This window comes from Mangrovihabitans endophyticus, assembly GCF_014646155.1.
Classification (GTDB): domain Bacteria; phylum Actinomycetota; class Actinomycetes; order Mycobacteriales; family Micromonosporaceae; genus Actinoplanes; species Actinoplanes endophyticus.
The window spans coordinates 265,315-290,066 of the sequence record NZ_BMMX01000003.1; the positions used below are offsets into that span (position 1 = coordinate 265,315).

Genomic DNA, 24,752 nt, shown 5'->3' on the forward strand with positions numbered 1-24,752 from the left:
GGCAGGTCCGTCCGGTATGACGATGGTGTGAGTCCGTCGGTTGCGATTGCCGATGATGGTCTGGTGGTGGAGGTTCACCAGTCGCAGAATCACGACACCCTCTGGAACCACGTTGGCAAGATCAACGGAGATGCCATCGACTTCGGCGACAGCGTCCAATACGACACCGGGATCATCCCATCGGTCGCCGTCACCAGCGACGCAACGGTGGTGGAGATACACCAGGCCGGCCAGGGTAATTCCGCCGTCTGCTGGTCTCGTGGCACCGGTCACGTCGACGGCGGCGCCATCCATTGGGACGACGAGAAGAGCATGCGGATCGGCGACGGCGAGTCCCCGGCGATCGCCTGCAACACACGGGTAGCCATGGAGACCCACACAGCGGACAAGAGCCTGTTCAGCACGATCCTCGACCTGCCGGCTTCCCGCGGCGGCTGGCTGGACCTGCACGGCGCGAATTCCTACAGCTATTGCACGTGCAACAACACGAGCGGCCCCGATCAGCGACACGTCTCCAGTCATGCGCTGAACGTCGAGGCGGAGGCTCCCTATCTCTATGTGGTCCTCAGTCGCAGCATCGACGATGCCGAGTTCCCGGCCGGTGCGAAGATGACCGTCACCGGACCCGACGGAACCAAGTACGACCACGATGCCCAGGACGACAACCAACTCGTGATCATGTCGGGATCGTCGGTGCAGTGCCTCGTTGTCAAGAACCCGGCGGCCGGTGACTGGACCATGTCGATGGACGTTCCCGCGGGCGTGGCCTTCTGGTGCGCGTGCAACACCGTTCCTTCGGCGGACGTCTACCAGACATTGGATTCGACAGCGCAGCTCAACAAACGGTTCATCGCAACCACCACACTCCTGTTCGCCGCCGGTATAGCCCTTCTGGCTGCCGTGGCCTTCCGGCTGCGCAACTCGCCACAACCGGTAGCCGTGGCCGGGTTGACGGCGGCGATGTACGCGGGGCTGGAACCCAGGACCGCGGCCTGGGTGTCCGGTTTCATGTGGGGCTCGTCCCCGGCGGAGCCACCGCCGATGGGAACTCGGACGTACCACGAATTCATCACGGATCTGGCACGTCAGTTGACTTCCCTGGCGGATCGTCTGGAGAGGTCGGGATACGGTGCCTTCGACAGTATCCCGGATTATGTGAGGTGGTTCGGGAAAAACTTCTCCGAAGAGGAATACAACGTCGTACGGGACGCGAACATCCCCGTGGATCGGGTGCTCTTCGTCTACGCCCTCGTCTACTTCGAGGTCAGGCACATGACCGATGCCGAGGAGCAGAACGCCGTTCGCCACGCGCTGTGGCAGTGCTACCTGAAAAAGGCCTTCGGTGCGGACTTCGCGACGAAGGTCGGTGACGCCCATGAAGTGGCGAGGCCGGGAACCGACGAGGACAACCGGGCCGACGAGATCAACAATGTCAAGGGGCAGCAACTGGCCGATCAGGTGACGGCGCCGTACGAGTGTTTCGACGCGGCCCATCAGATGTGGGAGAAGGGCGAGCTGCAGTCGCGTACCGATCTGGAAGGCGACCCGACCTGATTGAGGTCGGTCGGTGGCGGTGCTCAATGCCAGGTCGGCGGCCCCGCCGATTGGCAGCTCACCTTGTTCCAAGAGCTCGCCGCGGCCCAAGCAGCGCCCGAGCCCGGCGTGACGACGGCGACGTCACGCCGGGCTCGACTCAAAGTCCGTGGACGGGGCGAGGTTCTCCGTCCGTGAACGCGGCTCGGTCCCGCTCACGGCTTCGCGGATCACGTGGCCGTGTGCGGGGGCGACGGTCGCGGGTGCCGTCGCTCGTCGAGGACGCGTTCCAGCAGGGTCGGCCACGAGGCGATCAAGCCGTCCGCGCCAGTGTCGAGGATCTGGTTGTAGGTTGTCGCATTCTCCGGGGCGGTGCCGCTGAACCAAACCTGCACGGCGTACCCGTCCGCGTGTGCCCGTGCCACGAACTCGCTGGTGGCGACCGGAATCCCGGCGAACCGCACCGGTACTTGCAGCACCGAGGTCCCGTCGATCGGCTTGACGCCGGCCAGGAAATAGGCCGTCAGCCCCGCACGTCCCGGAGCCAGTGCGACCGCCGGAGCCAGCCGGTGAAACTCGGCCAGCGCGTCGTCGTTGAATGAAGTCACCACGATGTCCCTGGTCCGATGCATCCGGTGCACCAGGGCGGCGAGCAGCCGCGCGTTGTGGAGGAACGACTCGGTGTCCGCATCGGTCGTCCCCTTGATCTCGACGCTGAGCGGCACGTGTCGGAAGGTCGTGAGCACCTCCCGCATGGACGGGACCGCGAAGTCGTCCGCGCGATATCCGCGAGGCGGTCGCCGGTCGTGGGTGCGGACACCGCGAAGGGTGTAAGCCTCGGCCGGTTGCCCGGGAACTGCGCTCTGCCCTGGAATGAAGTTGTAGGCAGCGTCCAACGTGTGGACTTGGCGGTAGGTCATGTCGCGGACCAGCCCCGTCCCGTCGGTCGTGCGATCGACGCCGGCGTCGTGGATCGCCACCAGGACATCATCCGAAGTGGACTCCACATCCATCTCAAGCATGTCGGCGCCCACCGCAACCGCATGCCGGAACGCGTACATGGTGTTCGAGGGCGCCTCGTTCTCCCCGCCCTGATGTGCTACGTCCCGGGCTTGGTGCCGAGATGCTCCGGAGCGGGCCGACACGGCGGAGCTGTCCGTCGTGACCGCGATGCCGATCAAGCACATCGAGATTGCCGCGGCGCGCATCAATCCGATGAGGGTCATGCCTGCCCACGTTCCGGAACCGGCGAGACCCGCAGACGGTCATTGTCTGAGCGCCAGGAGAAATCCCGGTGAAGGTCGTCGTTCTCCGCGACGCTCAGTCCCCGTCCCCATGAACCTTTTCAACCTGGCATCGATCCCGTCGGTTTCGCGCCGTTGACCAGCGGCGGCAGCGCTGTCCGGAGAGGCTCCGCAGCCGCGGGTTGTAACTCGGCTGTACTCCGCCCTCATAGGGTGAGGGCGGTTGTTGATCGATGCCAAGCTTGGACCCGCGAAATGATTTCGACGATGCGAAGAGACGATGCGAAGACGTGTCGCGCCGGAGGAACGGGGGTGCGGGGATGCAGCCGACAGCGGCGGTCGCATCCCCGCACGGTGGTGCGGCTCACGCGTTCCCGCGGCCTCGACGAGGTGAACGGGTCGAGCTGGGCGACCTGGCGGGTCCGCTGGAGTTGTAACTCGGCTGTATGTGTCGTTCCTAGGCTTGCCGTCGATCCTAGATCCCTCTCGAAGGAGTTCGATCATCATGCGGAGAAACGTCGCTCGACTGGCCGTGATCGGCGCGCTCGCCACGGGCGTGATCGGGGCGGTGGCTGCGCCGGCTCTCGCCGAGCAGCCATGGACGCGGCACGGCTTCTATCCGACCTACGCCGCGTGCTCCATGGACGGGTCGCTCGCGGTCCGGGGCCCGGACTGGAGCGAGTACTCGTGCACCTACGAGGGGGTCAACGGCTACGAGCTCTGGCTGCGCTGACCTTTGACGGTGGCGGTGGCCGGCTTGCGGCCACCGCCACCGGCCGCCATGACGCGCGCGGCGTGCGGATCCTCGGACTCCGCCCGTTCCCGAGCGAAGATCCGCACCAGTTCGTGGAACCGGTAGCGAGCCGGTCCGCCGTCCTCGGGCACGGTCTCGATGAGCAGGTGGACGTCGGCCAAATTCTCCAGCGAGGTGGTGACCGGGCCGGTGCCGTCGCCCGTCATGGCCGCCGCGACCGGAACGGTGACGTCCGGCGTGGACAGCAGACTCACGAGCCGCAGCACCCGCCGATCGGCCGGTTGCAGCGCCGCATAGCCGCTGGCGAACCGCGGCCGTACGGCCAAGTCTCCGACCCGCAGCCGACCGAGCCGCTGTGCCTCGTCGCGCAGCAGCGAAGCCGTCTGGGGCAGGGGCCGGCGAGGCCGGGCCGCCGCGATCCGCAGGGCAAGCGGCAGCGAACCGCACATCCGGACGATCTCCCGCGCCGCAGCCCGTTCCACGGTGGCCGGTTCCCGGCCGAGGAAGCCCGCGAACATGGCCATCGCTTGAGGCTCGGCCGGACAGGTGAGATCGAGGAAATCCGCTCCGTCCAAGGCGGACAGCCGTCGGCGACTGGTTACCAGCACCGCGCAGTCGGCGCTACCGGGCAACAGCGCGCGCATCTGGCTCTCGTCCGCCACGTTGTCCAGAAGAACGAGGACCCGTCGGCCGGCCAGCCGGCTCCGTAACAGCCCGGCCCGCTCGGCCAGCCCTTCGGGTACGCGTTCGGACGGTACCTCCAGCAGATCCAGGAAATGCCGGATCACCTGTGCGGGCGCCGTCGGTTCACGATCATCGCCGTGCAGGTCGGCGTAGAGCTGGCCGTCGCTGTAGTGGGCTCGCACCCGATGGGCCAGCGTGACGGCCAGTGCCGTCTTGCCGACCCCGGCCATGCCCGAGACGGCGAGGATCGCAGGAGTGGAGCGCGAAGTGGCGGTGAGAACGCCGAAGCCCAGCGCGATCTCCGCCGACCGGCCACGGAACTCGGGAATGGCCGGTGGGGTGAGGAACGGCGTTCCCACGGCCCCCGACTCCGGTACGAACACCGGCTCCAACGCGGGATTGCGCTCCAAGACGGCGCGGTGCAGTTCGGCAAGCTGGGGTCCGGGCTCAATGCCGAGGTGGCTGGTCAGCGCTTGCCGGGCCGACCCGAACACGTCGAGCGCCCCCGCAGCGTCCCCGCACCGGTACAGCGCGGTCATCAGCAGCGCGTACGGCCGCTCGCGCAAGGGTTCCGCGCGGATGTGCCGGCGCAGCGCCGGGACGACCTCGGCGTAGCGGCCGAGTGCCAGCCGGGCCTCGAACGCCTCCTCCATCGCCTGGGCACGCTCCTCCTCCAGATGGGACGCGTAGGCGCCGAGAACCGGTCCGTCCGAGACCCCTTCAAAAGCCGGCCCGCGCCACAACTCAAGCGCCCGGTCGAGAAATTCGAGGGCGCCATGCGGCGACCCGGCCGCCATCTCGGTACGGCCCAGCCGCACCAGGTTGCGGAACTTGTCGATGTCGAGGAGATACTCACCGCCGGTCACCGTCAGCCGATACGCGCCCGGCTTCGCCAGAATCTGCAGGGACGGCGAATCCCGCCGGATGCTGCGGCGCAGGCCGGCCACATAGGTGCGGACGTTAGCGGTCGCCGATGGCGGCGGTGAGCTGGCCCAAATCTCCCCGACCAGGTCGTCGATCGGAACCGTACGGTTCGCATGCGCCAGCAGGTATGCCATCAGCACGCGTGGCTTGACCGCCGGGAGCGGCACCGTGCTCGCGCCCTGCCGGATCTCCAACGGCCCGAGCACGCGGAAGCTGATCGTCACCGTCCTGACCTCCATCGGGGCGGGTGCGTTACCCCGAGATGATCACCGCGGGCGCTTACCGCAGGCTTACCCGGAGCATCGTCCACACAGGTCAGGTCACCCGGAACCGGGCCTTGACCGCCACCGTCGTACAGTGATCTCGATGAGCGCGGAAGCACCTGATCCGGTCGAATTCCGCCTGTTGGGCCCGGTAGGAGTCACGGTCTCGGGTACTCCGGTGCGGCTCGGCGGCGAGCAGCGGACCGCCCTGTTGACCATGCTGTTGCTGCACCCCAACCGGGTGGTGAGCGCCGAGCGACTCACCGGCCTGCTGTGGGGGCCGCGGTCAGCGCGGACCGCCCGGTCCGCCCTGCAGGTGCGCGTCTCCCAACTGCGTCGCCGATTGGATGAGGCTGGTGCCGGTGACGACCGGCTCAAGTTCCGGCCGCCCGGCTACCTGTTGCGAGTCGAGCCGGGTGAACTGGACCAGCACCGTTTCGTCACGCTTGCCGACCGGGGCCGGGAACGGCTCGCCGCAGGTGACGCCGCGGAGGCGGCTCGCCTGCTGCACGAAGCGCTGGACCTGTTTCAGGGCCTGCCGTTCGAGGATGTGCAGGCTTCGGCTCTGGAGGAGAACCGTACCCGCCTCCTGCGACACCGCTTGGCCGTGTTGACCGACCGCATCGACGCCGACCTGCGGTTGGGGCGGCACGCCGCCGTGACGGCGGAGCTGGTGGCATTGGTCGAGGAACACCCCCTGGATGAGCGGCTGCGCGGCCAGCTCATGCTGGCGTACTACCGGTGCGGCCGCCGGGCTGACGCCCTGGCGAGTTACCGGCAGGCCCGGCAGAAGCTGGTCGACCAGCTCGGCCTGGAACCGGGCGAGGAGCTGCGCCACCTGCAGCGGGAGATCCTCAACGCGAGCCCCACGCCGCCGCCCGCCGCCGAGCAGGTCTCCGCCCCGGAACAGTTGCCTGCCGACCAGCCGTTCTTCACCGGGCGGTCGGACAGCATCGACCGGCTGGACGAGCTGATGCCGACCGGGACGGTACGTCCGGTGCCGGTGGTCATTTCGGCGATCGCCGGCATCGCAGGAGTCGGCAAAACCACCCTGGCCGTCCACTGGGCACACCGGGTGCGCTCGCGCTTCCCCGACGGGCAGCTCTACGTCAACCTCCGGGGGTTCGAACCGACCGGTTTGGCGGCGACGCCCGGTGATGCTCTGCGGATGCTCCTCGACGGGCTCGGCGTGCCGGCGCAGCGCATTCCGTACACCGTGGACGCCCAGGCCAACCTGTACCGCAGCATGCTGGTGCGCAAGCGGATGCTGATCCTGCTCGACAATGCCCGCGACGCCGAACAAGTCCGCCCCCTGCTGCCCGGATCGCCGGGCTGCGTCGCGGTGGTGACCAGCCGCGACCGGCTGACCGGGTTGGTCGCCACGGAGGGCGCCCGGCTGCTGAGCCTCGACGTGTTCTCCCCGGTGCAGGCTCGCGAGCTGCTGGTCGGCCGAATCGGCGCCGACCGGGCGGCGGCGGAGCCCGAGGCCGCCAACGAGATCATCGCGCGCTGCGCGGGGCTGCCGCTCGCGCTGACGGTCGTGGCCGCGCGCGCCGCCGTGGACCCGGGCCTCGCCCTGGTCACCCTCGCCGCCGAGCTCGGCGACGGCGAACTGAACGCGCTGAACACCGGGGACACGGCCACCGACATCCGCCGGGTCTTCTCCTCGTCGTACCGGACCCTGGGCGACGGCGCGCGGCGCCTGGCCCGGCTACTCGGCCTGCACCCCGGCCCCGACATCACCATCAGCGCCGCGTCCAGCCTGGCCGGCGCCGCCCCGGATGACGTACGCCGGTGGTTCGCCGAACTGGTCCAGGCCAGCTTCGTCGCCGAGCCGAGGCCCGGCCGCTTCACCATGCATGATCTGCTGCGGACGTACGCCGCGGAAATGGCCCAGCAGGACGAGAGCGAGGCGGACCAGCGGGCGGCGGTCGAGCGCGACATCGACCATTACCTGCACAGCGCGTCAGCCGGCGCGCGGGCGATCCTTCCGCACGGCGACCGGCCCGAGCCGGGTGAACCAAGCGCCGGCGTGCGACCGGTGGCCTTCGACGGCTCGCCGCAGGCGGTGACCTGGTTCGCCGAGGAACTGCCGGTGCTGCTCGCCGTGCTGCGGGCAGCCGTGGACGCAGGGCACGATCGCCGGGCAGCCGAGCTGGCGTGGACCATGGCGCGCTTCTTCGACCTGCGCAGCCGTTACGGCGACATGGCCGACACTCAGAAGGTCGCGCTGGCGGCGGCCCACCGGATCGGCGACCTGCGCCGTCAGGCGAGGGCTCACCGGCTGATCGGCCTCGCGGCGAGCCGCCAGGCGCTGTACGACGAGGCCCGGGAACACCTCGAACGAGCCCTCACCATGACCGAGACTCTGGGCGACCACACCGCACAAGGGCACACCCGCATGACGCTCGCCCAGCTCCACGCCCGCACCGGAGTCTTCGACGAGGCGCTGAGACACGCCGGACTGGCGTACGCCGCATTCCTGGCCGGCGACCAGCGTTACGGCCAGGCCAACGCCCTGAACGCGATCGGCTGGTACCACGCCCGCCTCGGCGACCACGGCCAGGCGCTCACCATCTGCGCCCAGGCGGTGGCCCTGACGATGGATCTCGGCGACACTCGCGGCGCGGCGTCAGCCTGGGACAGTCAGGGATATGCGCACCATCAGAGGGGCGACTACGGCCAGGCACGCGACTGCTTCCGGCGGGCTATCGACCTGTACGCCGAGACCGGCGATGCGTATTTCGAGGCCGACACCCTCCTCCACCTCGTCGACACCCTGCAGACCTCGAACCATCCCGCCGCCGCGGCGGCCAGCGCGAAGCGCGCTCTGAAACTGCTTGAGGCGCTCGGTCATGTCGATGCCGAACGTGCCCGGAAAAAGCTGCGGGAGCTCGGCTGACCCGCAACCCACCCGATGGTCTGGCGGGCGCCCGCCGGCCATGGAGAGCGGCCGGTGGGCCGGCCCGCTACATGCGGGATTGGAGAACGTCGACCTCGCAACCCGGGGCGAACGGGTCGAAGCCGTGCTCGGCGAGCCAGCGGACGTTGAGCAGGCTGCGCAGGGACCACCAGGCGTGGATGGCGTCCGGTTCGGCGGCGGTGCCGTAACCGGCGAGCACGTCGGCGAGCCGGTCCTCGTGGCCCAGCGTCAGCGTGGCCAGGTCGAACATCGGGTCGCCGTGCCCGGCCTCGGACCAGTCGAGCACACCGGTGACCCGGTCGTCGTCGGTGAAGACGTGGGTGATCTGAAGGTCGCCGTGCGTGAACGCCGGGGTGAACGCGCGGAAGGCGGCCTCGGCGACCGCACGGTTGCGGGCGACCACGTCGGCGGGAAGGACGCCGCAGGCGACGAGCAGTTCGCACTCGGATTCCAACTCCGCCCGCACCCGTGAGTCGGCGCTGCGGCCGGGGCGCGCGGGCAGTGGGGCGTCGTGCAGCGTGCGGGCGGCGGCACCCGCGGCCGCCCAGGCCGCGGGGGAGGCGGGGGACGGCTCGCCGAGGCGGCCGAGGGCCTTGCCGGGGAGGGCACCGAGCGCCATCACCGATGGTTTGCGCCACAGGATCGGAGCCGTCGGCAGCGGCGCCGCGGCCATCGCTTCCACCTCGGCGTCCAGGCGCGCAGGGTCGGCGTCCACCTTGAGGAAGACGTCGCCGACGCGCAGCGTCGCCCGCTCGGAGTGCGCGACCACGACCTGAACCTCGTCCACTCCGGCCAGTATCACGGCAGGTTCGCGCGGTGTCTCGCGATTATCGCCCGAGCGTGCGGCGCAGGCGATTCGATGATGACCCTCGCGGTAGTACCAAGGGCGCGATGGCTTCCTACCAGGATGACCCGCCGGGGTCAGTCGCTGGCGAAGCTGAGGTCGAGGTCGAGAAGCTGGTCGGTCGATACCGAGGTGAGCTGCAGACGTACCCGTCCGTCGGCGATGGTTCCGGTCAGGGCGGAGCCGACATCCAGCGGTATCGGCCAGGGCGGCAGCGAACCCATCTCGGGGCGGCACGGCACAAGCAGGCGCTGGCCGTTGAACACGTTGAGCGCTGCAGCTTCGCTGAGGTGCGGATCGGTCAGTTCGGCGGAAAGCGTCGTACCCGACAACCGTACCCTCCAGTACGTGAGAAGAACCCGTCCGGACGTGGTGTCGAACGACTGTGCTGAATGGAGAGACAACGCGCCGAGCGCACCGAGGTCCGAGGTCGTAAGGACCATCTGGACGGGGTTGTCCTCCGCCAGGGAGCGGAACACGCCACGGACGGCCCGAGAGATGCTACGAAGGGACGTGCCCGACCGGACAAACTCCCCTGATGCCACGTCCCTGGAGACTCCGCGGCTGCTGCTGCGCCGCTGGAGAAGCGAGGACCTGGACGGACTCGCCGCGATCAACGCGCAGCCCGGGGTGATGCGCTACATCCACGACGGCCACACCCTGGACCGGGCCGCGACCGCGGAGCGCCTGGCCCGTTATCGCCGGCATTGGGACGAGCACGGCTTCGGCCTGTACGCGGTGGAGGTGAAACAGACCGGTGAGCTGGCCGGCTTCACCGGGCTGGCGGTGCCGACCTTCCTGCCCGAGATCTTGCCGGCCGTGGAGATCGGTTGGCGGCTCGGCAGCGCGTACTGGGGGCGAGGCTTGGCCACCGAGGCGGCTCGGGCCGTGGTCGCCCACGCCGGTGCCGAGCTCGGTCTGCGGCGGCTGGTCAGCATCCATGTCGTCGGCAATGAGGCGTCCGCGCGCGTGATGATCAAGCTGGGCATGTCGCTGGAACGCGAGACCGAGCAGCCGGACACCGGCCGTCGGGTCCGCGTCTACACGATGGAGCTGTGAGGTGCGCATCGCGAGCGTCAACGCCTGGGGCGGCGCGCTGGCCGACGAGTTGCTCACATGGCTTCCCGGCAGCGGGGCGGACATTGTCTGCCTGCAGGAGGTGACGCGGACTCCCGGTGCGACCGGCTGGACCCGGTTCGCCGACGGCGAGCGAAGCCTGCCGCAGCGCGCCACTCTCCTGGATGACGTACGCGGTGTCCTGCCCCGGCATCAAGCGTTCTTCGTGACGAGCGATTCCGGCCCGGTGCACGACGACACGGGACACCGCCGTCGGCAGGACTTCGGCGTGGCGACCATGGTCGGTGAAGACCTGCCGGTCGTCGGCGTCGACTCCGCCTTCGTGCACGGACAGTTCGCCGACCATGCCGAATGGGTCTCCGACCGTCCACGCGCGGCCCTCGCGGTGCGCACCGTCGATCGCGCCGCCGGCCGGCCAGTGTGGGTCGTGCAGATGCACGGACTTCGCGATCCGAGCGGCAAGGCCGACACCCCTGCCCGGCGCCGCCAGGCCGAACGGCTCGCCGGTCTCGTGCGCCGGATCCGCCGCCCGGAGGATCTGGTGGTGGTGTGCGGCGATTTCAACGTGCTGCCCGACAGCGAGACGTTCGGCGTGTTGGCCGGTCTCGGCCTCACCGACCTGGTCGGCGGGGCGGACACCCGTACGTCTCACTATGGCAAGCCGACCAGACACGCCAGCTATCTGCTCGTCTCCGATCCCGCCGCCGTCAACCGTTTCGAGATTCTGGCCGAGCCCGAGGTCTCCGATCACCGGGTGCTGATTCTTGAGACCGGTCCAGTCGGTCGCGCGGTCACGGATTCGTGAGCTGCCGTGTCAATGTGCTCAGGCCGCTCCTGATCAGTTGTCCGTACTCGTCGTCGCCGAGCACGTCGATTCCGGCTTGGGCGTGGTGCAGGTGCTCGCGGGCGCGGTCGAGGTCGCCGATCCTGCGGTAGCAGTCAGCGAGGTTGAGGTGCAGCGACGGGTACAAGCCGGCGACCGGTACGGCTACGCCGGCTTGCGCGGTCCGCTCGTCGGTGAGCAGGTCGGCCGCGGTGAGTGCCCGGTGGTCCCAGAGCAGTTCCTGGTGCACGTCGTCTTGCACGTCGGCCATGGTGTGCGCGAGCACGCACACGTGCAGCGCGTTGCCGTGCTCGCCGCCGATCTCATCCCAGATCTGGCTGAGCAGGCGGCGAGCGGCGTCACGCTGACCTTGGTGATGGTGCAGTTGCGCTGCCTCGCCGATGCGGGCGAGGGTGGGATCGGTGACCATCGGCGTCTCCCCTCCGGGTGGTCCGTACTGTCGCGCCGGGCCCGCTCCATGGGGTTGTCCCCCGCATGGGCCGGCTGGGCTACTGGGGCTGCGGGTAGAGGGCGGCGGTGAGTGCGCGGCTGTGGGTGCGGCGGCTGAGCGCGTCGGTGTTGTCGACGAACTGATCGATGGCGCCGATCAGTGGCAGCGAGCGCAGGGCGGGGTCGGTGATGCTGCGGATCAGCGCCTGGGCGAAGCGTTCGGCGTGCAGGACGCGGAAGGGCCGGTCGTGGAAGGGCCGGACGGACGGGTCCACCGGTGTGGTCAGGCCGAGCTCGTTGTGCCGGGCGGCGATGGTCTCGTAGGCGGTCACGAGGTGGTGCTCGCGGTCGCGCCAGGTGCCGGCGCGCAACGTGGCGGTGAGCGCGGTGGCGAGCCGGTCGGCGTCGGGCAGACGGGCGAAGGCGGTGCCGAGCCATTTTCCGTACGGCGGATAGGTTCGGCCGATCAGCAGGCGCAGCCGCATCAGGTCGCGGACCAGCCGGGCGGCCACCACCGCCGAGCCGAGTTCGTCGCCGACCTCGCCGCAGCGTCCGACGAACGGTTCCTCTTGGCTGAGGCGCTGCCATTGGCAGGCCAGCACATAGCGCCACACCTCGTCGGGATACCAGGCCAGGGCCCGCCGTGCCGCGTGCAGGGCTCCCAGGCCGTCGTGGTGCACGGCGCCGGTGGTGACCTCGGCCAGGGTTTGGGTGGGGGTGGCCAGCCAGTCGTGTGGCGTGATGCCGGTCAGCGGGTTGAAGCCGAGGTGACCGGTCAGCCAGCAGCCGGGTTCGGTGATCACGACGCCGTGCTGGACGCGCCCGGTGGTGTGCCGCAGGTGCCGGGTGCCGTGCTCGGTGGGAACCAGGCTGGTGGGATAGCCGGCGATGGTGGCCGGCAGCCGCTCGGTCAGCAGGTCGTTGATCCGGGCGCCGTGGCGGGCGAGGTCGTCGGTGGTGAGGAACAGGTGCAGCCGTGCACCCCAGTCGTGGTCGGTGGATCGCTCGGTGTCGAACCCGAGGACCTCGGACCCGGCGCCGATCAACGCCGCGCTGTGGGGGAGACCGGGAAAATGCCGCGACAGCAGGGGCCGGACCGCGTCGTCGTACAGCCGGCGGGACAACTCGGCGCCGGAGATGAAATCCACTGACACATCCCGAATCCTCGCAGTGCTGGGCGGTTGCCGACGACTGATTTCCGCCAACCGGGGCCGTCGATCACCGGGTCCTCGTCGATCACGCCCAGCGCGATAGCCGAGACGCTGAGCACGAGTGAGCAGTACTGAGCATCGAAACGACCTGGAGAGTGGCCGGTTCCGGTCACGAGCATGACTTCTGCCACGACGCCCGTCGGGCGATCCGCGATAGGTGAGGAGTCACGTGTGAACAGAACGAAGAAGATCTCCGGCGTTCTGGCGATCGCCGTCGCAGCGGCACTGGTGTCCAGCGGCTCGGCCGTCGCCGCGCCGCCGACCGATTCGCCTGTGCAGACCTATGCGGCGTCGGCCCAGGTGAGTCCGGCCGAGCTGAGTCCGGCCGAGCTGAGTCCGGCCGAGGCGGCGACGGCCGAGAAGCAGCTCGTCCTCGCAGCGGCGGCCGCGCAAGGCGGTTCCAGCATCGACCTGATCGACGGGTTGCTGAACACGGCGAAGCGGATCCTCTCCTTCGCGATCGCGCAGGCGACCGCCAACCAGAACCGGTCCGGCTACGTCCGCAGCCTGCTGGAGGCAGGCTGGTACAAGACCGGCGAGAAGCACAACGTCGTCGTGATGGTGGCCCCGGGTGGAAAGACGAAGGGCCGGTTCGCCATCAACGTCAAGGGCAAGGTCTCGGACGCCGTCTACCACTACAAGGGCTACCCGCCCTTCCGGGTCATCGTCTTCAAGTCCGGGACGGTCAAGAACAAGGGCGACGGTGGCTACATCAACTGGGCCTACCGGGGCTGGTTCACCCGCAACAACATGACCGTGCACTTCCACAAGCCGTGATCATCCGCCGAAGGGAGGAAACCGACGTGCGACGAAACCTCATGAGCAGAGCCGGCCGACTGTTCCTCGGCGTGGCCACCGCCCTGGCCCTGACCGCCGCGGCGGCGGCCCCGGCCGCGGCGGCGGCCCCGGCCGATCAGCCGGTGACGATGGCCACCCCCTCCTCCGTCACGGTCTTCAAGTCGAAGGGTGTCCCGGGCGTGAAGATCGCCCATGCCCTGGACGGCATCGACGCGGTCAACCGGGCCGAGTTCACCCAGCGGGCCGTCAAGGTGGCGGCACGGGTCGACGCGCACCCGTACAACGTGATCATCATGAATCTCTCGGTGAACTACAAGGCGCAACTGACCGGCGTGAAGTTCTACGCCAACATCACGTACAAGGGCATCTTCTACGGCATCTGGATCGCCACGGGCGGCAAGTTCACCAATCTCGGTGACGGGGGTTACAAGAACTGGGCCTTCTTCGGTCAGTTCAATCGCACCGGCAAGGGCGGCAAGGTCGTCCACTTCCACTGACGTGGGTGCACGGCAGTGATGTCTCAGATCGACAACCGACCGGGAAGGAATGATGTGGTGAAGATCCGCCGGGCCGGCGCCCGCTTCGCTATGGTCGCCGCCCTCGCCCTGTCCGCGCTCTTCGTCGCCGGCCAGCCCGCCTCCGCCGCCTGGAAATCATGCGACCTGCGGGTGAAGGTCAACCAACTGCGCGGTTATGACGCGAACGGCAAGTTCAACATCCTCGTGTGGAAGGGTTCCGCCGAGAAGAGCATCCATCTCAAGGGCGTCACGCTCAACGCGACCGTCCAACGCAAGGCCTGCGACCAGCCGGCCAGCGGCATGAAGTACTACCACTGGGCCATGTTCAAGTCCGGTGACTTCGTCCGCAAGGGCGACGGCGGCTATCGGAACTGGGCCTTCTTCGGCAACTGGAAGCGACCGACCGACAAGCACGTCATCTTCAAGCCTCGCTGACCACCGACCGCCGAGCGCAGAAAGGCCGTCCATGAGAACCGTCCCCTCCAAAACCGCTGTCGTCCGTGCTCTCGTCGCTGGTGCCGTCGCCGTCACCGGCGTCGTTGCCGGTGCCTCACCGGCCAGCGCGGCCTACCCGCCCACCATCGTGCCGTGTCATCTCGACCAGACCGTCGGCGAGCTGACCCAGTGGGGTGCCAACGGAAAGAACAACGTCATCGTCTACGTCGGATCCGCGAAGAAGTCGGCGCACTTCGAGGGAGTCGTCAAACGGGGCCACAAGAAGAAGTACGGCTGCAACGAGATCGGTGAACCGTTCAACAACAAGCGCACCTTCTACTGGGTCGTCTTCCACGGGAAGGGCACGTTCGTCCGCAAGGGCGACGGTGGTTACCGGAACTGGGCGTTCTTCGGGGTCTACGACCGCGTGAACGACAAGAAGGTGAAGTTTCACGCCCGAGGCTGAGGGAACGGCCCGGCCGGTTCGGCGCGGCGCTTGCGGAGCACCTCGTCGAGCCGGTCGATCCCGGCCTTCAGGTGCCGTCGATAGGTGCTGAACGGGAGGTCGAGCCGGGCCGCTGCGGCTTCCTGACTCGTCGCGCGTTCCAGATAGGTCGCACGCAGAGCACGGTGGTGCCGGATGTGGCTCGGATCGGCGCCGAGCGCTCCGACGGCGGCCTGGAGCGCGTCACGCAGGGCGGCGCCGTCGCCGTAGAACCGTACGAGGGGGTTCGCGGCGACGGCGTCGTCGTCGTGCCAGTCCCGCAACACCTGCCGTACGGCCTCCCGATGGTCCTTCTTGGAGAGTGGGCGACGGATCGTGCCCGGCCGCTCGCGGGCCGGACCGAGAGCCGGGGCGATCCGGTCCAGATAGGTGATCATCGGCGCCTTCCGCCAGTCGTGGCCGAAGACCCCCCAGGTGCGGCCCCCGGCGACCGGGGAACCGGGCAGGAGGGCGAAGCCGAACTTCGCCATGGTGGCGACCCGGCTCTGCGGATCCGGCAGCAGCAGAAAGCTGGCCGCCAGACTTCCGGGCCGCCGCAGGTGCTCGACCGCGAGTCCCTGGAACAGCCGGTCGGCCTCGGCCAGGGAAGCGCCCGGCGCCGGAACCATGAACCGGCCCACCCCGATGTGGTCGTCGTCGTGCAGCGGCGCGAGCCGGCCGAGATGGTCCCGCACCGGTGCGAGCATCGGATCGGTGTCCAGATCGTCGGTGCCCGGCCGCAAGCGCAGCCAGCCGAAGCAGGCAACGGGCGCCGGGTCGTCGGCCCGGGAGTAGACCCGGAACGCCTCCGGCTGCCGCGCCAGCCAGTGCGCGACCCACCTCGCCGCCCCGCCGCCCTGGTCGTCGCGGGTCAGGCGTAGCAGCGCGTCGTGGAGGCCGGGGGCGTATGCGCGCTCGGTCACGGTGTCATCGCGGGCGGAGCCGGGCGACTCTTGGTCCGGCGGGCCGGGATGGCCGGGGTGGCCCGGGCCCAGAAGGTACGACAACTCGGAGACCACCGCGCCGACGTCGTCCCCGGACGCCGAGCGGGCCTGTCGCCCGAGCGCGTGCCACAGGTCGGTCCACAACCTGCCGTACGCCTCGGGGTTGCGCCATCGGGCGTCCGCGCGGACGACGCGGCTCAACAACTCGTGCGGATGCAACCCGTTGCGGCCCGGTGTCACCCCCGGCAGGTGGCCGAGCCAGTCGAAGACCGTGCCGGCCGTCGCCGGGTCCGGCCCGGTACGCAGCAGATCGACGGTGACGTGCCGGACCAGGCCGCAGACCCGCAGAGCGTGCTCGTGAACGCCGGACGGAACTCCGCCGAGCAGGTGTTCCAGCAGGGTCTGGACGATCAGCGGGCTGGGTACCCGGTCGTCGCGGCCGGGGCCTCCGGCGGTCGCCGCCTCGGCCGACAGGGCCAAGGCCAGCGGATGCCCCCCGGCGAATTCCCCGATCGCCGGCCGGTGCTCGTCGGGGATCCCGCGCTCGGAGAGCAGGGTGGTGACGTCGTCCGGTCGCAGCGGCCCCAGCTCCATGATGTGCACCAGAGCGCGCCAGCCGGGGTCGACCGTCCATTGCGGTTGGGGTGGACGTTGCCCGGCGATGACAACGACGGTGCTCTCGGGACTCGCCGGCAGGAACTCCTCGCGCAACCAGGTCTCCACCGCCTGGCAGTGCTCGAACCTGTCCACGACCAGGAGGGGCCGGTTGGCGTACCGGATCGGCTGGGCCCGCTCCTCGAACTCCCGGACATCCGCTGCGGTCCGTTCCCCGTCCACCCGGATCACGGTCCACTCGCGGGCGAGCGCGTCGTCGGCGAACTGTTCGAGCAGCGCCGACTTGCCGATCCCGGGAACGCCGTGGACGAAGAAGACCTGGGGAGCGTCGGGCTCCGCCCGTAGGGCCCGGCGGAAAGTCCGACGCTCCTCGGCGCGTCCGACGAAGCCGTCCCGGCGCGAGCGCCGGACCCGATCGGCCAGGGTTCGCGGCCGGCCCGGGAGTACCCCCGTGTCGTGGGCGATCTCAGTCATGCGTCTGCCCCCTGCCCGTCATCGGCCGCCGATCCGTGGATCGGACGGGTGCCGGGCGACGGAACAGCCGCAGTGGCGTCGTCGTCCGCTCGGCTACGGACCAGGTTCTCGCAGCCGGAGTAATGCACTCCGGTCGATGCGTAACGTCGCGCGCCGGAGGTCACTGGCGCTCGGCCCTCCGCGTTGTGCCCGTGACCCGCCGCCAACTTGCGATGCGGGCCCGGCACGCTAGCGTCTAAGCGGTTATCGCCCCGGTCATGGAGGACCACGCGTGCTGCAGCGGTCACTCGGCGACGTGGCGTCGGCGCGTCTGTCCTTCTCGATTCTCGGCCCGGTCCAGGTGCTGGGGGACGGTCGGCCGGTGCCGCTGCGCTCCCTGAAGAGCCGTGCGGTGCTGGCACTGCTGATCCTGCACCGGGGGTGGCCGGTCGGTCCCGCACTGCTGGTCGACCGCGTCTGGGACGGCCCCCCGCCGCCCACGGCTCCGGCGTCGGTCCGCAATCTGCTCTCCGCGCTGCGGCGCCTGCTCGCGACCGACGACCAGGTGTCGATCACGACAGGCGAGGAGGGATACGTGTTCCAGGCTCCGGCCGAGGCGGTGGACCTGGAGACCTTCGAAACGCGGCGGGCCCGGGGCCGTGGCCTGATGCTGGGCGGCGCCTGGGACGCTGCGGCGCGCGAGCTGGGCCGGGCCCTCGACCACTGGACGGGGCCGGCGCTGATGGATCTGGCTCTGGCCGGGATCGACTGGCCGGAGCGCACCGCGCTGGACGAGCGCCGGCTGGCGACGATCGAAGACCTGGTCCAGGTCGACCTGACCCGCCAGCGGTACCGGGAGGTCTTGGTCCGCCTGACCCGGCTGCTGGCCGAGCATCCCGGCCGGGAGGCGCTGCATCGCGCCCGGATCATCGCACTGCAGCGATCCGGGCGGCGGGCCGAGGCGGCCCGCGCCTATCTCGACGCCCGGAAGACGCTCGCGGAGCACACCGGCCGCGAACCGAGCGCGGAGTTCCGTGATCTGCACCGGCGGATCCTGGCCGACGAACATCGCACGGTCGACTCGCAGTTCCCGCCGCCGGTGGACACGTCCCGCGCATCGGTGGTGACCCGTTCCGTGCGCCGCTCGGACGCCGCCGGCCGATCGCTGATTCCCCGGGTCGGGGCCCCGGACTACTCGTCCGAACTGGCCCATGAGGTTCGCGCCGTCGCGGTCCTCTGCGTACGGGTGTGCGCGCCGGCCTTGCCGGCGGCGACCAGTGATCACGTCGGCGACATCGTCGCGCAGCACGGTGGGGTGATGGGCGAGATCCGGGGCTCGACCATGGTCAGCTACTTCGGGCTGGCCGACGCCGAGCCGGGCGGCGAAGCGGGGACGACGGCGGCCGACCGGGCCGCTGCCTGCGCAATCGCCCTGCACGCGAGCGGCTCGGTCGACCGGATTCGTTCGGGCGATCTGAACGGGACCGTGTTCGGGGCGGTCCCGCCGTCGGGGGACGGCGGCGGCCTGCCGCCGACCCGGTTCGCGTGCGTGATCGCGACCGGCCCCGTCATGCACGTCGTGCGGAAGCTCGGCCGCGGTGAGGTGGTCTCCTGGGTCGCCGGCGAGATGATCGAGCTCTGCCAGCAACGGGCCGGACGCGTACGGCCGGGTGAGACGGCGATCTTCTGATCGCCATTTCCGCCGAGAACGCCGGAGGGAGACGACGTGGCGATCACGATCGAGCTGCTCGGCGTCGTCCGGGTGCTCCGGGACGGCGAGCCGGTGGATCTGTCTCGGTGGTGGACCCGCGAGGTGCTGGCCCTGATGGCGTTCGACGCGGGCACCTACGTGTCCCGGGAACAGCTTGCCAGGCGCGTCCGGGACGGTGACCTCGACGCCGGCACGCACGCGCGGATCGAGCGGGCCGTGCGGGAACTGGAGCAGGTCTTCGCCATGCCGCATGGGTCCGAGGCCGACGGGCCCCGGGTCGAGCGCTCGGCCGGCGGCGGCTGTGTCCGATTGCTGGTGCCCGCCGACGGTACGGATCTGATGCAGGTCGAGCGGCTGCACACCGAGGCCGGCCGGGCAGCCGGCCGGGGCGACTACACGACGGCCGTCGAGCTGACCGGAGAGGCGCTGGAGCGCTGGACCGGGCCCGGCCTCCAGGAATTGCGGACCGGGCCCCGATGGCCGGAGACCACCGCCCTGCACGAGCTGAGGGCACTGCTCGAACAGGACCACTACTACTGGATGCTGGCCGGCGGAGCCGATCCGGCGGGCGCGGTCGATCGGGTGACACAGTTGGCGGCGGCCCACCCCGCCGACGAGTCGTGGTGCGCGCTGCTGATGGCGGTTCTGACCGCCGCCGGTCGCACCGACGAGGCCGCGACCGCCTACGACCGGATGACCGAGAGACTGACCACGGAGTGGGGACTGCAGCCCGGGCCCCGGCTGCGTGGTGAACGCCGACGACTCGACCGGGCGACGGCGGCGTCCGAGAAGTTGGGGGCCGAGGTCTCGATCATCGTCGTCTCGCGCGATCCGGAGCTGAGCCGCTCCGACGACGAGACGATCTGGCGGGCCGTCCGCGGGCGCGAGGGCATCATCATCTGGCGCATCCACCCCGTCACGATGGGCCTGTTCACCGGACCCGGTCACTGCGCGCGAGCACTCGACGTCGGTCGGGAGATCCAACGACTGCGGGAACGGCACCACCCGGCACTCGCCCGCACCGCCAGGACATTCGTCGGATCGGGCTGGGCCGATCGCTGCACCCTGCAGAACTCCGCCCGGCAGGGCGCCACCGGCCCGATACTGGCCGGAACCGTCCTGTCCGAAGGGCGGGAGGCGTTCTTCGAGGCGCGCCCGGGCGCGATCACCGTCGATGCGTCGACGGCGGAGCGAACCGCGGAACTGGCCGGGTACGAAGCCGACGGTGGCGGCTACCGGGTGGTGTCCTGGAGGCGCTGAACGGTCCGCTCGGAAGACTTGCCCGGAATTATCTTAATAGTTAAGGTAATTCCCATGGCTCCTTCCATCGCCGTCGCGGGCGCCGGGCTGTCCGGGCTTCTGCTGGCGCACCGACTCGTGCGGGCCGGCGTCGACGTGCACGTCTACGAACGTGACGAGGCGCCCTTCACCCGCCCGCAGGGTTACCGCATCACTGTGGACGCCGACGGTCTGCGAGCGCTTCGTACGGCATTGCCCGACGAGCTCCGTGCGCAGATCCTCAGCACCGGAGGCACGCCGGGCGGCTCCTTCCGATTCACCAACAGCCGGCTCCGCGACGCGTTCACGCTCACCTTCAAGGCCGAGGCCGACGGCGGGCGGCAGATCGACCGGCAGGTGCTGCGTTCGGCGCTGCTCAACGGGCTACCGGAGCGAGTGCATTTCGGCCGGGCCGTGTCCCACATCGATGGGCACGACGTGCACTTCGACGACGGGAGCCACGTCCACGCCGATGTGATCGTCGGCGCTGACGGTGTCGGTTCGGCGTTGCGGCGCCAGATCGCGCCGGGCGCGGAGCCGAGGGACAGCGGCATGGCCGGCATCTACGGCCGCAGCCCGATCCCCGACCTGCCGGATGCCTTGCGCAAGAGCGGGGTGCTGGCCATCGGCGACCGCCCCGCCAGCGCGTTCTTCTTCACCTCCATGCGGTACGCGACGCCGCCCGTGGGCCTGGTGCCCGATCCCCGTGACTATGTGATGTGGGGTGTCGTCGTTCGCCGGACCGAGGTCACCGACGCCCCGCTGCAGCAGCAGGCCGTCGACCAGGTGAGGGACTACCATCCCCTGATCCGCTCGCTGGTCGCCACCGCCGACCCGGCTGCGATCGTGCTCGCGTCGTTCGCCGTCGGTTGCCGGCCGGTGCGCTGGCCGCTGCCCCACGCCACGTTGACCGGTGACGCGATCCACGTCATGCCGCCATTCGGCGCCCACGGCGGCAACACGGCCCTGCGTGATGCGGGGCTGCTCGGCGACCGCCTGGCCGGCGGCGGCCGTCCGGAAGCCGCGATCGCCGCATACCAGCGCGACATGGTGGACTACGCGTTCCGGGACGTCGACCGCGCCGCCGCCATGATGCGCCGGATGACCGACAGCGGTGCCGTCGGGCGGTTCGTGCTCACCCGGCTGCTGCCCAGCCTGCACCGGCACACCGTCCCGGCGGGGTAACCTCGGCGGCACCATGGACGAACGCGAGCGGGCAGTCGCCGAGTTCCAGCGCGCAGGCCGCGAGTCGTCGCGCCTGTCCGTGCTGTTCCGACACGCCCTCGCCGGCCGCCTCGGCCTGACCGTGACCGACATGGAGTGCCTCGACTTCCTCATGGACACCGGCTCGGCGACCGCCGGGCAACTGGCCGAGCAGACCAACCTCACGACCGGCGCCATCACCAGCATGATCCGCCGCCTCGAACATGCCGGCTATATCAGCTCCGAACGTGACCCGGCCGACCGTCGCCGAGTCGTCGCCACCATCAACCCGGCTAAGATCGCCGAGGGCGTCGAGCTGTACCAGTCCTACGGAGACGAGGTGGCCGAGGTGCTCAACGGCTACACCACCGAACAACTGGTCTTTCTCTCGCAGCACTATGACCGGATGAGCGCCGCCTACACCCGACAGATGCAGCGGCTACGCACCGGCTGAGGCTCGCGTCGCCTGCCCTGCGCCGACGTTATTCGATTCACTTCCGCCACGACCGTCGCGATAGTTGACCGATGATCGACAGGCTCAACCCCTCCACTGTCCATGTGCCGGACGGCTACAGCCACGTGACGATTTCGACCGCGGGCCGGCTGGCGCATCTCGCCGGGCAGTGCCCGCTCGACCTCTCCGGCACGGTGGTCGGCGAACCCGGAGATTTCGCCGCCCAGACCGAGCAGGTGATGACGAACTGCCTGGCGGTTCTCGAGGCCGCCGGGGCCACCCCGGCTGACGTGGTCCGGTCGGTCGTCTACGTGGTCAGCCCGGACAGTGCGATTCTGTCCTCGGTGTGGCGACAACTCAACGCGTCGCCGCTGGCCGAAGCATTCACCACCGCCAGTACGCTGCTGGGTGTGGCTTCGCTCGGCTACCGCGGACAACTCGTCGAGATTGATCTCACCGCAGCACTTCCCGATTGACCGGACGCCGCTGAGGCCGGTGCGGGAATCAGCGGCCCGGTGCGAGGAAGTGGACCTCCGGGAACCGGGGTGACGGCCCGGACAGCAGCGGTTGCGGCCGGTGCCGCAGGTGCAGGTCGAGAAACGCGGCCACATAGGTGCGACTGATACGTACGGCGCGGGGTCCGGGCATCGGCTGCATGTCCAGGCCCAGCCATTCGCCGACCACGGCAGCGTCGCTGGGGGAGCGGTGGTTCATCTCCGGCACGTACAGCCAACGGCGCCAGCCGGTCAGGTGGGGCCAGCTCTCCGGCCAGGAGGCGTCCACGGTGTCCGCGCCGTGTGGGCTCGTGCCCAGCATGAGGAACGGGCGGTCCAGGTCATGGGTGAGCGTCGGCTGGAAGGTTCCGTCCAGGTTCGCCCCGGCGACCACGCGCCGGTCGGCGAGCATCGTGGTGGCGGCGGCGGCCCCGCCCATGGAGTGCCCGACGACGGCGATGCGCCGGTGATCGATGAGCCGGCCGTACCGGTGCCCACCGAGCAACCGGTCGAGCACGAAGGAGATGTCTCGGGCACGGCTGGCCGCAATCTCTGGGCTGTGGACGTCGCTGGCGCACACGACGCATTCGGCCACCCGGCCGTCGGGGAAGGTGACGGCTGCCGCCTCGTACGTGTGGTCGACCCCGGCCACGACGTAGCCGCGACTGGCCAGGTCCTCCGCCAGCGCGGTCTGCATCCATCGGGGATCGCCGAAGCCGGGGGAGAGCACGACCAGCGGGCGTCGCCGGGTGGTGGGCAGCGCGGGAGCGCCGGACCGGGCGTGGGTGCGCACCCGGGTCAGCGCGTCGGCGGGCGCGTCGGTGGTGTCGAGAACGCCGGTCAGCCGCAGCATCAGTTCCGACTCGGCCGCGCTCGCGTAGGGCACGCGGCGGCCTTGCCCGGCGACGGCCGGGTACCACACCGAGACCATGAGTTCGCGTGGCCCGCTCGGGACCCACGGGTCCGGCCGGTCCCGGTCGATCAGGTGCAGGACGTCCCGGCCGACCGGGTTGGGGCCGGTCGGCGCCGGTAGGCTCCAGTCCGCCGTACGCGGCACCGGTTCCGCGCTACGCGGTGTCGGCACCGCCGCCGGTGCCGACACCGGCGGCGCCACCCCGACCGCCAGGAGCCCGGCCATCGCCGCGAGAAAACCGCGCGTCGCCCGCATGTCATCCTCCTCCGTCGAACACATCGGAGGATCAGCATCGATGACCGAAGACCCGAGACGCCGCCGGGAAATACCCCGAGATGCCCCGGGTCTCCGGCGGCTCCTCTACAAGGGATCACCGCGGGCCGCATCACCCCACGACCCCAGCGGCTCCCGCTACCGGTATGGGCCCTGGGGCGGGCATCACGCGTCCGGTGAGGTGGTCATGATGCCCAGGCACATCTCGTCGCTGGTGCCTTCTCCCCAGACCACGTAACGCGGCGGGAGGGTCTTCAACTGGGGCAGTCGTGCGCGCAGGGACGCGTCGTGCGTACAGGTGAGCCGGACTTTGTCTCCGGCCTTGAGGTGGACGGGCCGGTCGAGGATCTGCAAGGCCTGGTTGTCAAAGTCGAACGACGGGACGTCGAGCAAGGTCTGCGCGGTGGCTGTGCCCGGGTTGAGTTCGATCTTGATGGAGCGGCCGAGCAGGTGCATGTGGCCACGGGTAGCGTAGACCGTCATCGGGGCCGGTATCCTCTTGTCGCAGCTCTGGGTGTTTCCCGGCTGGGGTTTGCCGCCGCTGCACATTTTCAGGAGCCTCCCGGCCTGGTCCGGGGTGCCGGGCGAGCGCTTGGCCACGTCCGCGACTGCGGCGTCCCGGTCGCAGAGCGGTCCGGTCTCGCCGGCGGGGCAGGGCAGTTCGATCGGGGCGACGACGTTGGTTGTGGTCAGTGGCACGGTGTTCGCCGTCCCGTCGGTGAGCCGCAGCCGGACCGAAGACTGGTCGCTACCTACGGCCTTGCCGCCGCTGGCCAGCAGGTTGTAGTGGACCTGCAGGACGATGAGGCTGCCCGGTTTCATGGCGTAGCCGGCGTCGCGGTCGAGCAGGGTCTCCTTGCCTCCGGGGGTCCAGACGTCGACCCAGGCCGAGCCCTGCAGGCCGTCGTTGCCGAAGCACGTGTAACCCTCGCCGGGTGCGGCGGCGTCCTTGGCCCGGGCTTCGGCGGCGTGCTCCGGAGACACGACGAATATGATGGCGTGGTGCGCGATCGCCGGGTTCTGCGGCTCGAACTGGCTGCCGGTCAGGTATGCCGGGGCGGTGAGCTTCGGGTCGATGACCATGCATCGGTAGTCGTCGGTGCCGCCCGCCGGAGGGGCCGGGGTGTACGGCCGGCTCATGCCCAGATTCTGGAACCGCTCACCGGTACGCAGGGGCAGCGCCGCCGCGTTCGCGGCCGTGCCGGAGTGTTGATGCGTACCGGGACTCGTATTCGTACTCGCGGATTCAGAGTTGCCGGAGCACGCGGCGAGCGCGGGCAGCAGAGTGAGGGCCGCCATGGCAGCGGTCCCGGCTCGACGGGAATTCATAAAACGGCATATTTCCGCCGGCGGATCCTGGTCGGCAATCGGCTCGTTGTAGGCACATCACTCTGGTGCCCACGCACCAGAGGGCGCGCAGAGATACTGCGATCTGACGACGTCGCGCCG

23 protein-coding genes are annotated in these 24,752 nt (G+C 69.8%); 14 read left to right on the forward strand and 9 right to left on the reverse strand.

Going from position 1 to position 24,752, the window contains the following annotated elements:
- On the forward strand, positions 1-1,554 hold a 1,554-nt coding region (locus tag IEY73_RS07365; RefSeq protein WP_444543370.1), incomplete at its 5' end, for a DUF6973 domain-containing protein.
- A gap of 209 nt (positions 1,555-1,763) precedes the next feature.
- Here IEY73_RS07365 and IEY73_RS07370 read toward each other — a convergent pair.
- Complete coding sequence (locus IEY73_RS07370; protein ID WP_189078315.1) at positions 1,764-2,759, reverse strand: glycerophosphodiester phosphodiesterase family protein; 996 nt, start codon at positions 2,757-2,759, stop codon at positions 1,764-1,766.
- 523 nt (positions 2,760-3,282) lie between these two features.
- Here IEY73_RS07370 and IEY73_RS07375 point away from each other — a divergent pair.
- A complete protein-coding gene (locus IEY73_RS07375) occupies positions 3,283-3,510 on the forward strand; it encodes a hypothetical protein (protein WP_189078316.1) in 228 nt (75 codons plus the stop codon).
- Here the strand turns inward: IEY73_RS07375 and IEY73_RS07380 are convergent.
- Complete coding sequence (locus IEY73_RS07380) at positions 3,489-5,363, reverse strand: AfsR/SARP family transcriptional regulator (RefSeq protein WP_189078317.1); 1,875 nt, start codon at positions 5,361-5,363, stop codon at positions 3,489-3,491. The genes IEY73_RS07375 and IEY73_RS07380 overlap by 22 nt on opposite strands.
- Before the next feature lie 142 nt (positions 5,364-5,505).
- Between IEY73_RS07380 and IEY73_RS07385 the strand changes: the two genes are divergently transcribed.
- Positions 5,506-8,304 (forward strand): AfsR/SARP family transcriptional regulator, encoded by a 2,799-nt coding sequence (locus IEY73_RS07385; RefSeq protein WP_189078318.1) that lies wholly within the window; start codon positions 5,506-5,508, stop codon positions 8,302-8,304.
- Between the two features lie 67 nt (positions 8,305-8,371).
- Here the strand turns inward: IEY73_RS07385 and IEY73_RS07390 are convergent, their stop codons facing one another.
- Positions 8,372-9,112 carry a phosphotransferase gene (locus IEY73_RS07390; RefSeq protein WP_189078319.1) on the reverse strand — a complete coding sequence of 247 codons (741 nt, stop codon included), beginning with the start codon at positions 9,110-9,112 and terminating at the stop codon, positions 8,372-8,374.
- Between the two features lie 134 nt (positions 9,113-9,246).
- On the reverse strand, positions 9,247-9,648 hold the full coding sequence (locus IEY73_RS07395; RefSeq protein WP_189078320.1) for a hypothetical protein: 402 nt from the start codon (positions 9,646-9,648) through the stop codon (positions 9,247-9,249).
- Between the two features lie 34 nt (positions 9,649-9,682).
- Here IEY73_RS07395 and IEY73_RS07400 point away from each other — a divergent pair, with 34 nt between their 5' ends.
- Positions 9,683-10,228: a GNAT family N-acetyltransferase gene (locus IEY73_RS07400; protein ID WP_229715643.1), complete on the forward strand. Its 546-nt coding sequence runs from the start codon at positions 9,683-9,685 to the stop codon at positions 10,226-10,228.
- A gap of 1 nt (position 10,229) precedes the next feature.
- On the forward strand, positions 10,230-11,051 hold the full coding sequence (locus IEY73_RS07405) for an endonuclease/exonuclease/phosphatase family protein (protein WP_189078322.1): 822 nt from the start codon (positions 10,230-10,232) through the stop codon (positions 11,049-11,051).
- On the opposite strand, the gene IEY73_RS07410 is transcribed toward IEY73_RS07405, so the two are convergent.
- Positions 11,038-11,499 carry a tetratricopeptide repeat protein gene (locus IEY73_RS07410; protein ID WP_189078323.1) on the reverse strand — a complete coding sequence of 154 codons (462 nt, stop codon included), beginning with the start codon at positions 11,497-11,499 and terminating at the stop codon, positions 11,038-11,040. The genes IEY73_RS07405 and IEY73_RS07410 overlap by 14 nt on opposite strands.
- 79 nt (positions 11,500-11,578) lie before the next feature.
- Positions 11,579-12,673 carry a DUF4037 domain-containing protein gene (locus tag IEY73_RS07415; RefSeq protein ID WP_229715644.1) on the reverse strand — a complete coding sequence of 365 codons (1,095 nt, stop codon included), beginning with the start codon at positions 12,671-12,673 and terminating at the stop codon, positions 11,579-11,581.
- Positions 12,674-12,901: 228 nt separating this feature from the next.
- Here IEY73_RS07415 and IEY73_RS07420 point away from each other — a divergent pair, with 228 nt between their 5' ends.
- The 4 genes from IEY73_RS07420 to IEY73_RS07435 are packed head-to-tail and all read left to right on the forward strand — an operon-like array spanning position 12,902 to position 14,947.
- A complete protein-coding gene (locus tag IEY73_RS07420) occupies positions 12,902-13,507 on the forward strand; it encodes a hypothetical protein (protein ID WP_189078324.1) in 606 nt (201 codons plus the stop codon).
- 41 nt (positions 13,508-13,548) lie between these two features.
- Positions 13,549-14,025 carry a stress protein gene (locus tag IEY73_RS07425; protein WP_189078325.1) on the forward strand — a complete coding sequence of 159 codons (477 nt, stop codon included), beginning with the start codon at positions 13,549-13,551 and terminating at the stop codon, positions 14,023-14,025.
- A gap of 18 nt (positions 14,026-14,043) precedes the next feature.
- A complete protein-coding gene (locus tag IEY73_RS07430; RefSeq protein WP_189078326.1) occupies positions 14,044-14,481 on the forward strand; it encodes a hypothetical protein in 438 nt (145 codons plus the stop codon).
- Positions 14,482-14,512: 31 nt separating this feature from the next.
- Complete coding sequence (locus tag IEY73_RS07435) at positions 14,513-14,947, forward strand: hypothetical protein (protein WP_189078327.1); 435 nt, start codon at positions 14,513-14,515, stop codon at positions 14,945-14,947.
- On the opposite strand, the gene IEY73_RS07440 is transcribed toward IEY73_RS07435, so the two are convergent.
- The gene (locus tag IEY73_RS07440; protein ID WP_189078328.1) at positions 14,932-16,998 is read right to left on the reverse strand and encodes an AAA family ATPase; all 2,067 of its coding nucleotides are present in this window, start codon (positions 16,996-16,998) and stop codon (positions 14,932-14,934) included. The two genes, IEY73_RS07435 and IEY73_RS07440, sit on opposite strands and share 16 nt — an antisense overlap.
- Positions 16,999-17,269: 271 nt before the next feature.
- Here IEY73_RS07440 and IEY73_RS07445 point away from each other — a divergent pair, with 271 nt between their 5' ends.
- The 5 genes from IEY73_RS07445 to IEY73_RS07465 all read left to right on the forward strand — a co-directional run bounded on the left by IEY73_RS07445 (position 17,270) and on the right by IEY73_RS07465 (position 22,099).
- Entirely contained in the window at positions 17,270-18,667 is a 1,398-nt protein-coding gene (locus IEY73_RS07445) for an AfsR/SARP family transcriptional regulator (protein WP_189078329.1), read from the forward strand.
- Positions 18,668-18,703: 36 nt separating this feature from the next.
- Positions 18,704-19,948, forward strand: coding sequence for an AfsR/SARP family transcriptional regulator (locus tag IEY73_RS07450; RefSeq protein ID WP_189078330.1), 1,245 nt, complete (start codon positions 18,704-18,706; stop codon positions 19,946-19,948).
- A 54-nt stretch (positions 19,949-20,002) separates the two neighbouring features.
- On the forward strand, positions 20,003-21,151 hold the full coding sequence (locus IEY73_RS07455) for an FAD-dependent oxidoreductase (RefSeq protein ID WP_189078331.1): 1,149 nt from the start codon (positions 20,003-20,005) through the stop codon (positions 21,149-21,151).
- A gap of 13 nt (positions 21,152-21,164) precedes the next feature.
- On the forward strand, positions 21,165-21,623 hold the full coding sequence (locus IEY73_RS07460; protein WP_189078332.1) for a MarR family winged helix-turn-helix transcriptional regulator: 459 nt from the start codon (positions 21,165-21,167) through the stop codon (positions 21,621-21,623).
- A 71-nt stretch (positions 21,624-21,694) separates the two neighbouring features.
- A complete protein-coding gene (locus IEY73_RS07465; RefSeq protein WP_189078333.1) occupies positions 21,695-22,099 on the forward strand; it encodes a RidA family protein in 405 nt (134 codons plus the stop codon).
- A 28-nt stretch (positions 22,100-22,127) separates the two neighbouring features.
- On the opposite strand, the gene IEY73_RS07470 is transcribed toward IEY73_RS07465, so the two are convergent.
- The gene (locus tag IEY73_RS07470) at positions 22,128-23,285 is read right to left on the reverse strand and encodes an alpha/beta hydrolase family protein (protein WP_189078334.1); all 1,158 of its coding nucleotides are present in this window, start codon (positions 23,283-23,285) and stop codon (positions 22,128-22,130) included.
- A gap of 183 nt (positions 23,286-23,468) precedes the next feature.
- Positions 23,469-24,602: a monooxygenase gene (locus IEY73_RS07475; RefSeq protein ID WP_229715645.1), complete on the reverse strand. Its 1,134-nt coding sequence runs from the start codon at positions 24,600-24,602 to the stop codon at positions 23,469-23,471.
- Between the last annotated feature and the right edge of the window lie 150 nt (positions 24,603-24,752).

Coding starts and splice junctions, on each gene's coding strand:
- IEY73_RS07465 (WP_189078333.1), top strand. CDS start 21,695: ATGATCGACAGGCTCAACCCCTCCACTGTCCATGTGCCGGACGGCTAC.
- IEY73_RS07385 (WP_189078318.1), top strand. CDS start 5,506: ATGAGCGCGGAAGCACCTGATCCGGTCGAATTCCGCCTGTTGGGCCCG.
- IEY73_RS07430 (WP_189078326.1), top strand. CDS start 14,044: ATGTCTCAGATCGACAACCGACCGGGAAGGAATGATGTGGTGAAGATC.
- IEY73_RS07440 (WP_189078328.1), bottom strand. CDS start 16,998: ATGACTGAGATCGCCCACGACACGGGGGTACTCCCGGGCCGGCCGCGA.
- IEY73_RS07460 (WP_189078332.1), top strand. CDS start 21,165: ATGGACGAACGCGAGCGGGCAGTCGCCGAGTTCCAGCGCGCAGGCCGC.
- IEY73_RS07375 (WP_189078316.1), top strand. CDS start 3,283: ATGCGGAGAAACGTCGCTCGACTGGCCGTGATCGGCGCGCTCGCCACG.
- IEY73_RS07435 (WP_189078327.1), top strand. CDS start 14,513: ATGAGAACCGTCCCCTCCAAAACCGCTGTCGTCCGTGCTCTCGTCGCT.
- IEY73_RS07475 (WP_229715645.1), bottom strand. CDS start 24,602: ATGGCGGCCCTCACTCTGCTGCCCGCGCTCGCCGCGTGCTCCGGCAAC.
- IEY73_RS07410 (WP_189078323.1), bottom strand. CDS start 11,499: ATGGTCACCGATCCCACCCTCGCCCGCATCGGCGAGGCAGCGCAACTG.
- IEY73_RS07425 (WP_189078325.1), top strand. CDS start 13,549: ATGAGCAGAGCCGGCCGACTGTTCCTCGGCGTGGCCACCGCCCTGGCC.
- IEY73_RS07370 (WP_189078315.1), bottom strand. CDS start 2,759: ATGACCCTCATCGGATTGATGCGCGCCGCGGCAATCTCGATGTGCTTG.
- IEY73_RS07455 (WP_189078331.1), top strand. CDS start 20,003: ATGGCTCCTTCCATCGCCGTCGCGGGCGCCGGGCTGTCCGGGCTTCTG.
- IEY73_RS07470 (WP_189078334.1), bottom strand. CDS start 23,285: ATGCGGGCGACGCGCGGTTTTCTCGCGGCGATGGCCGGGCTCCTGGCG.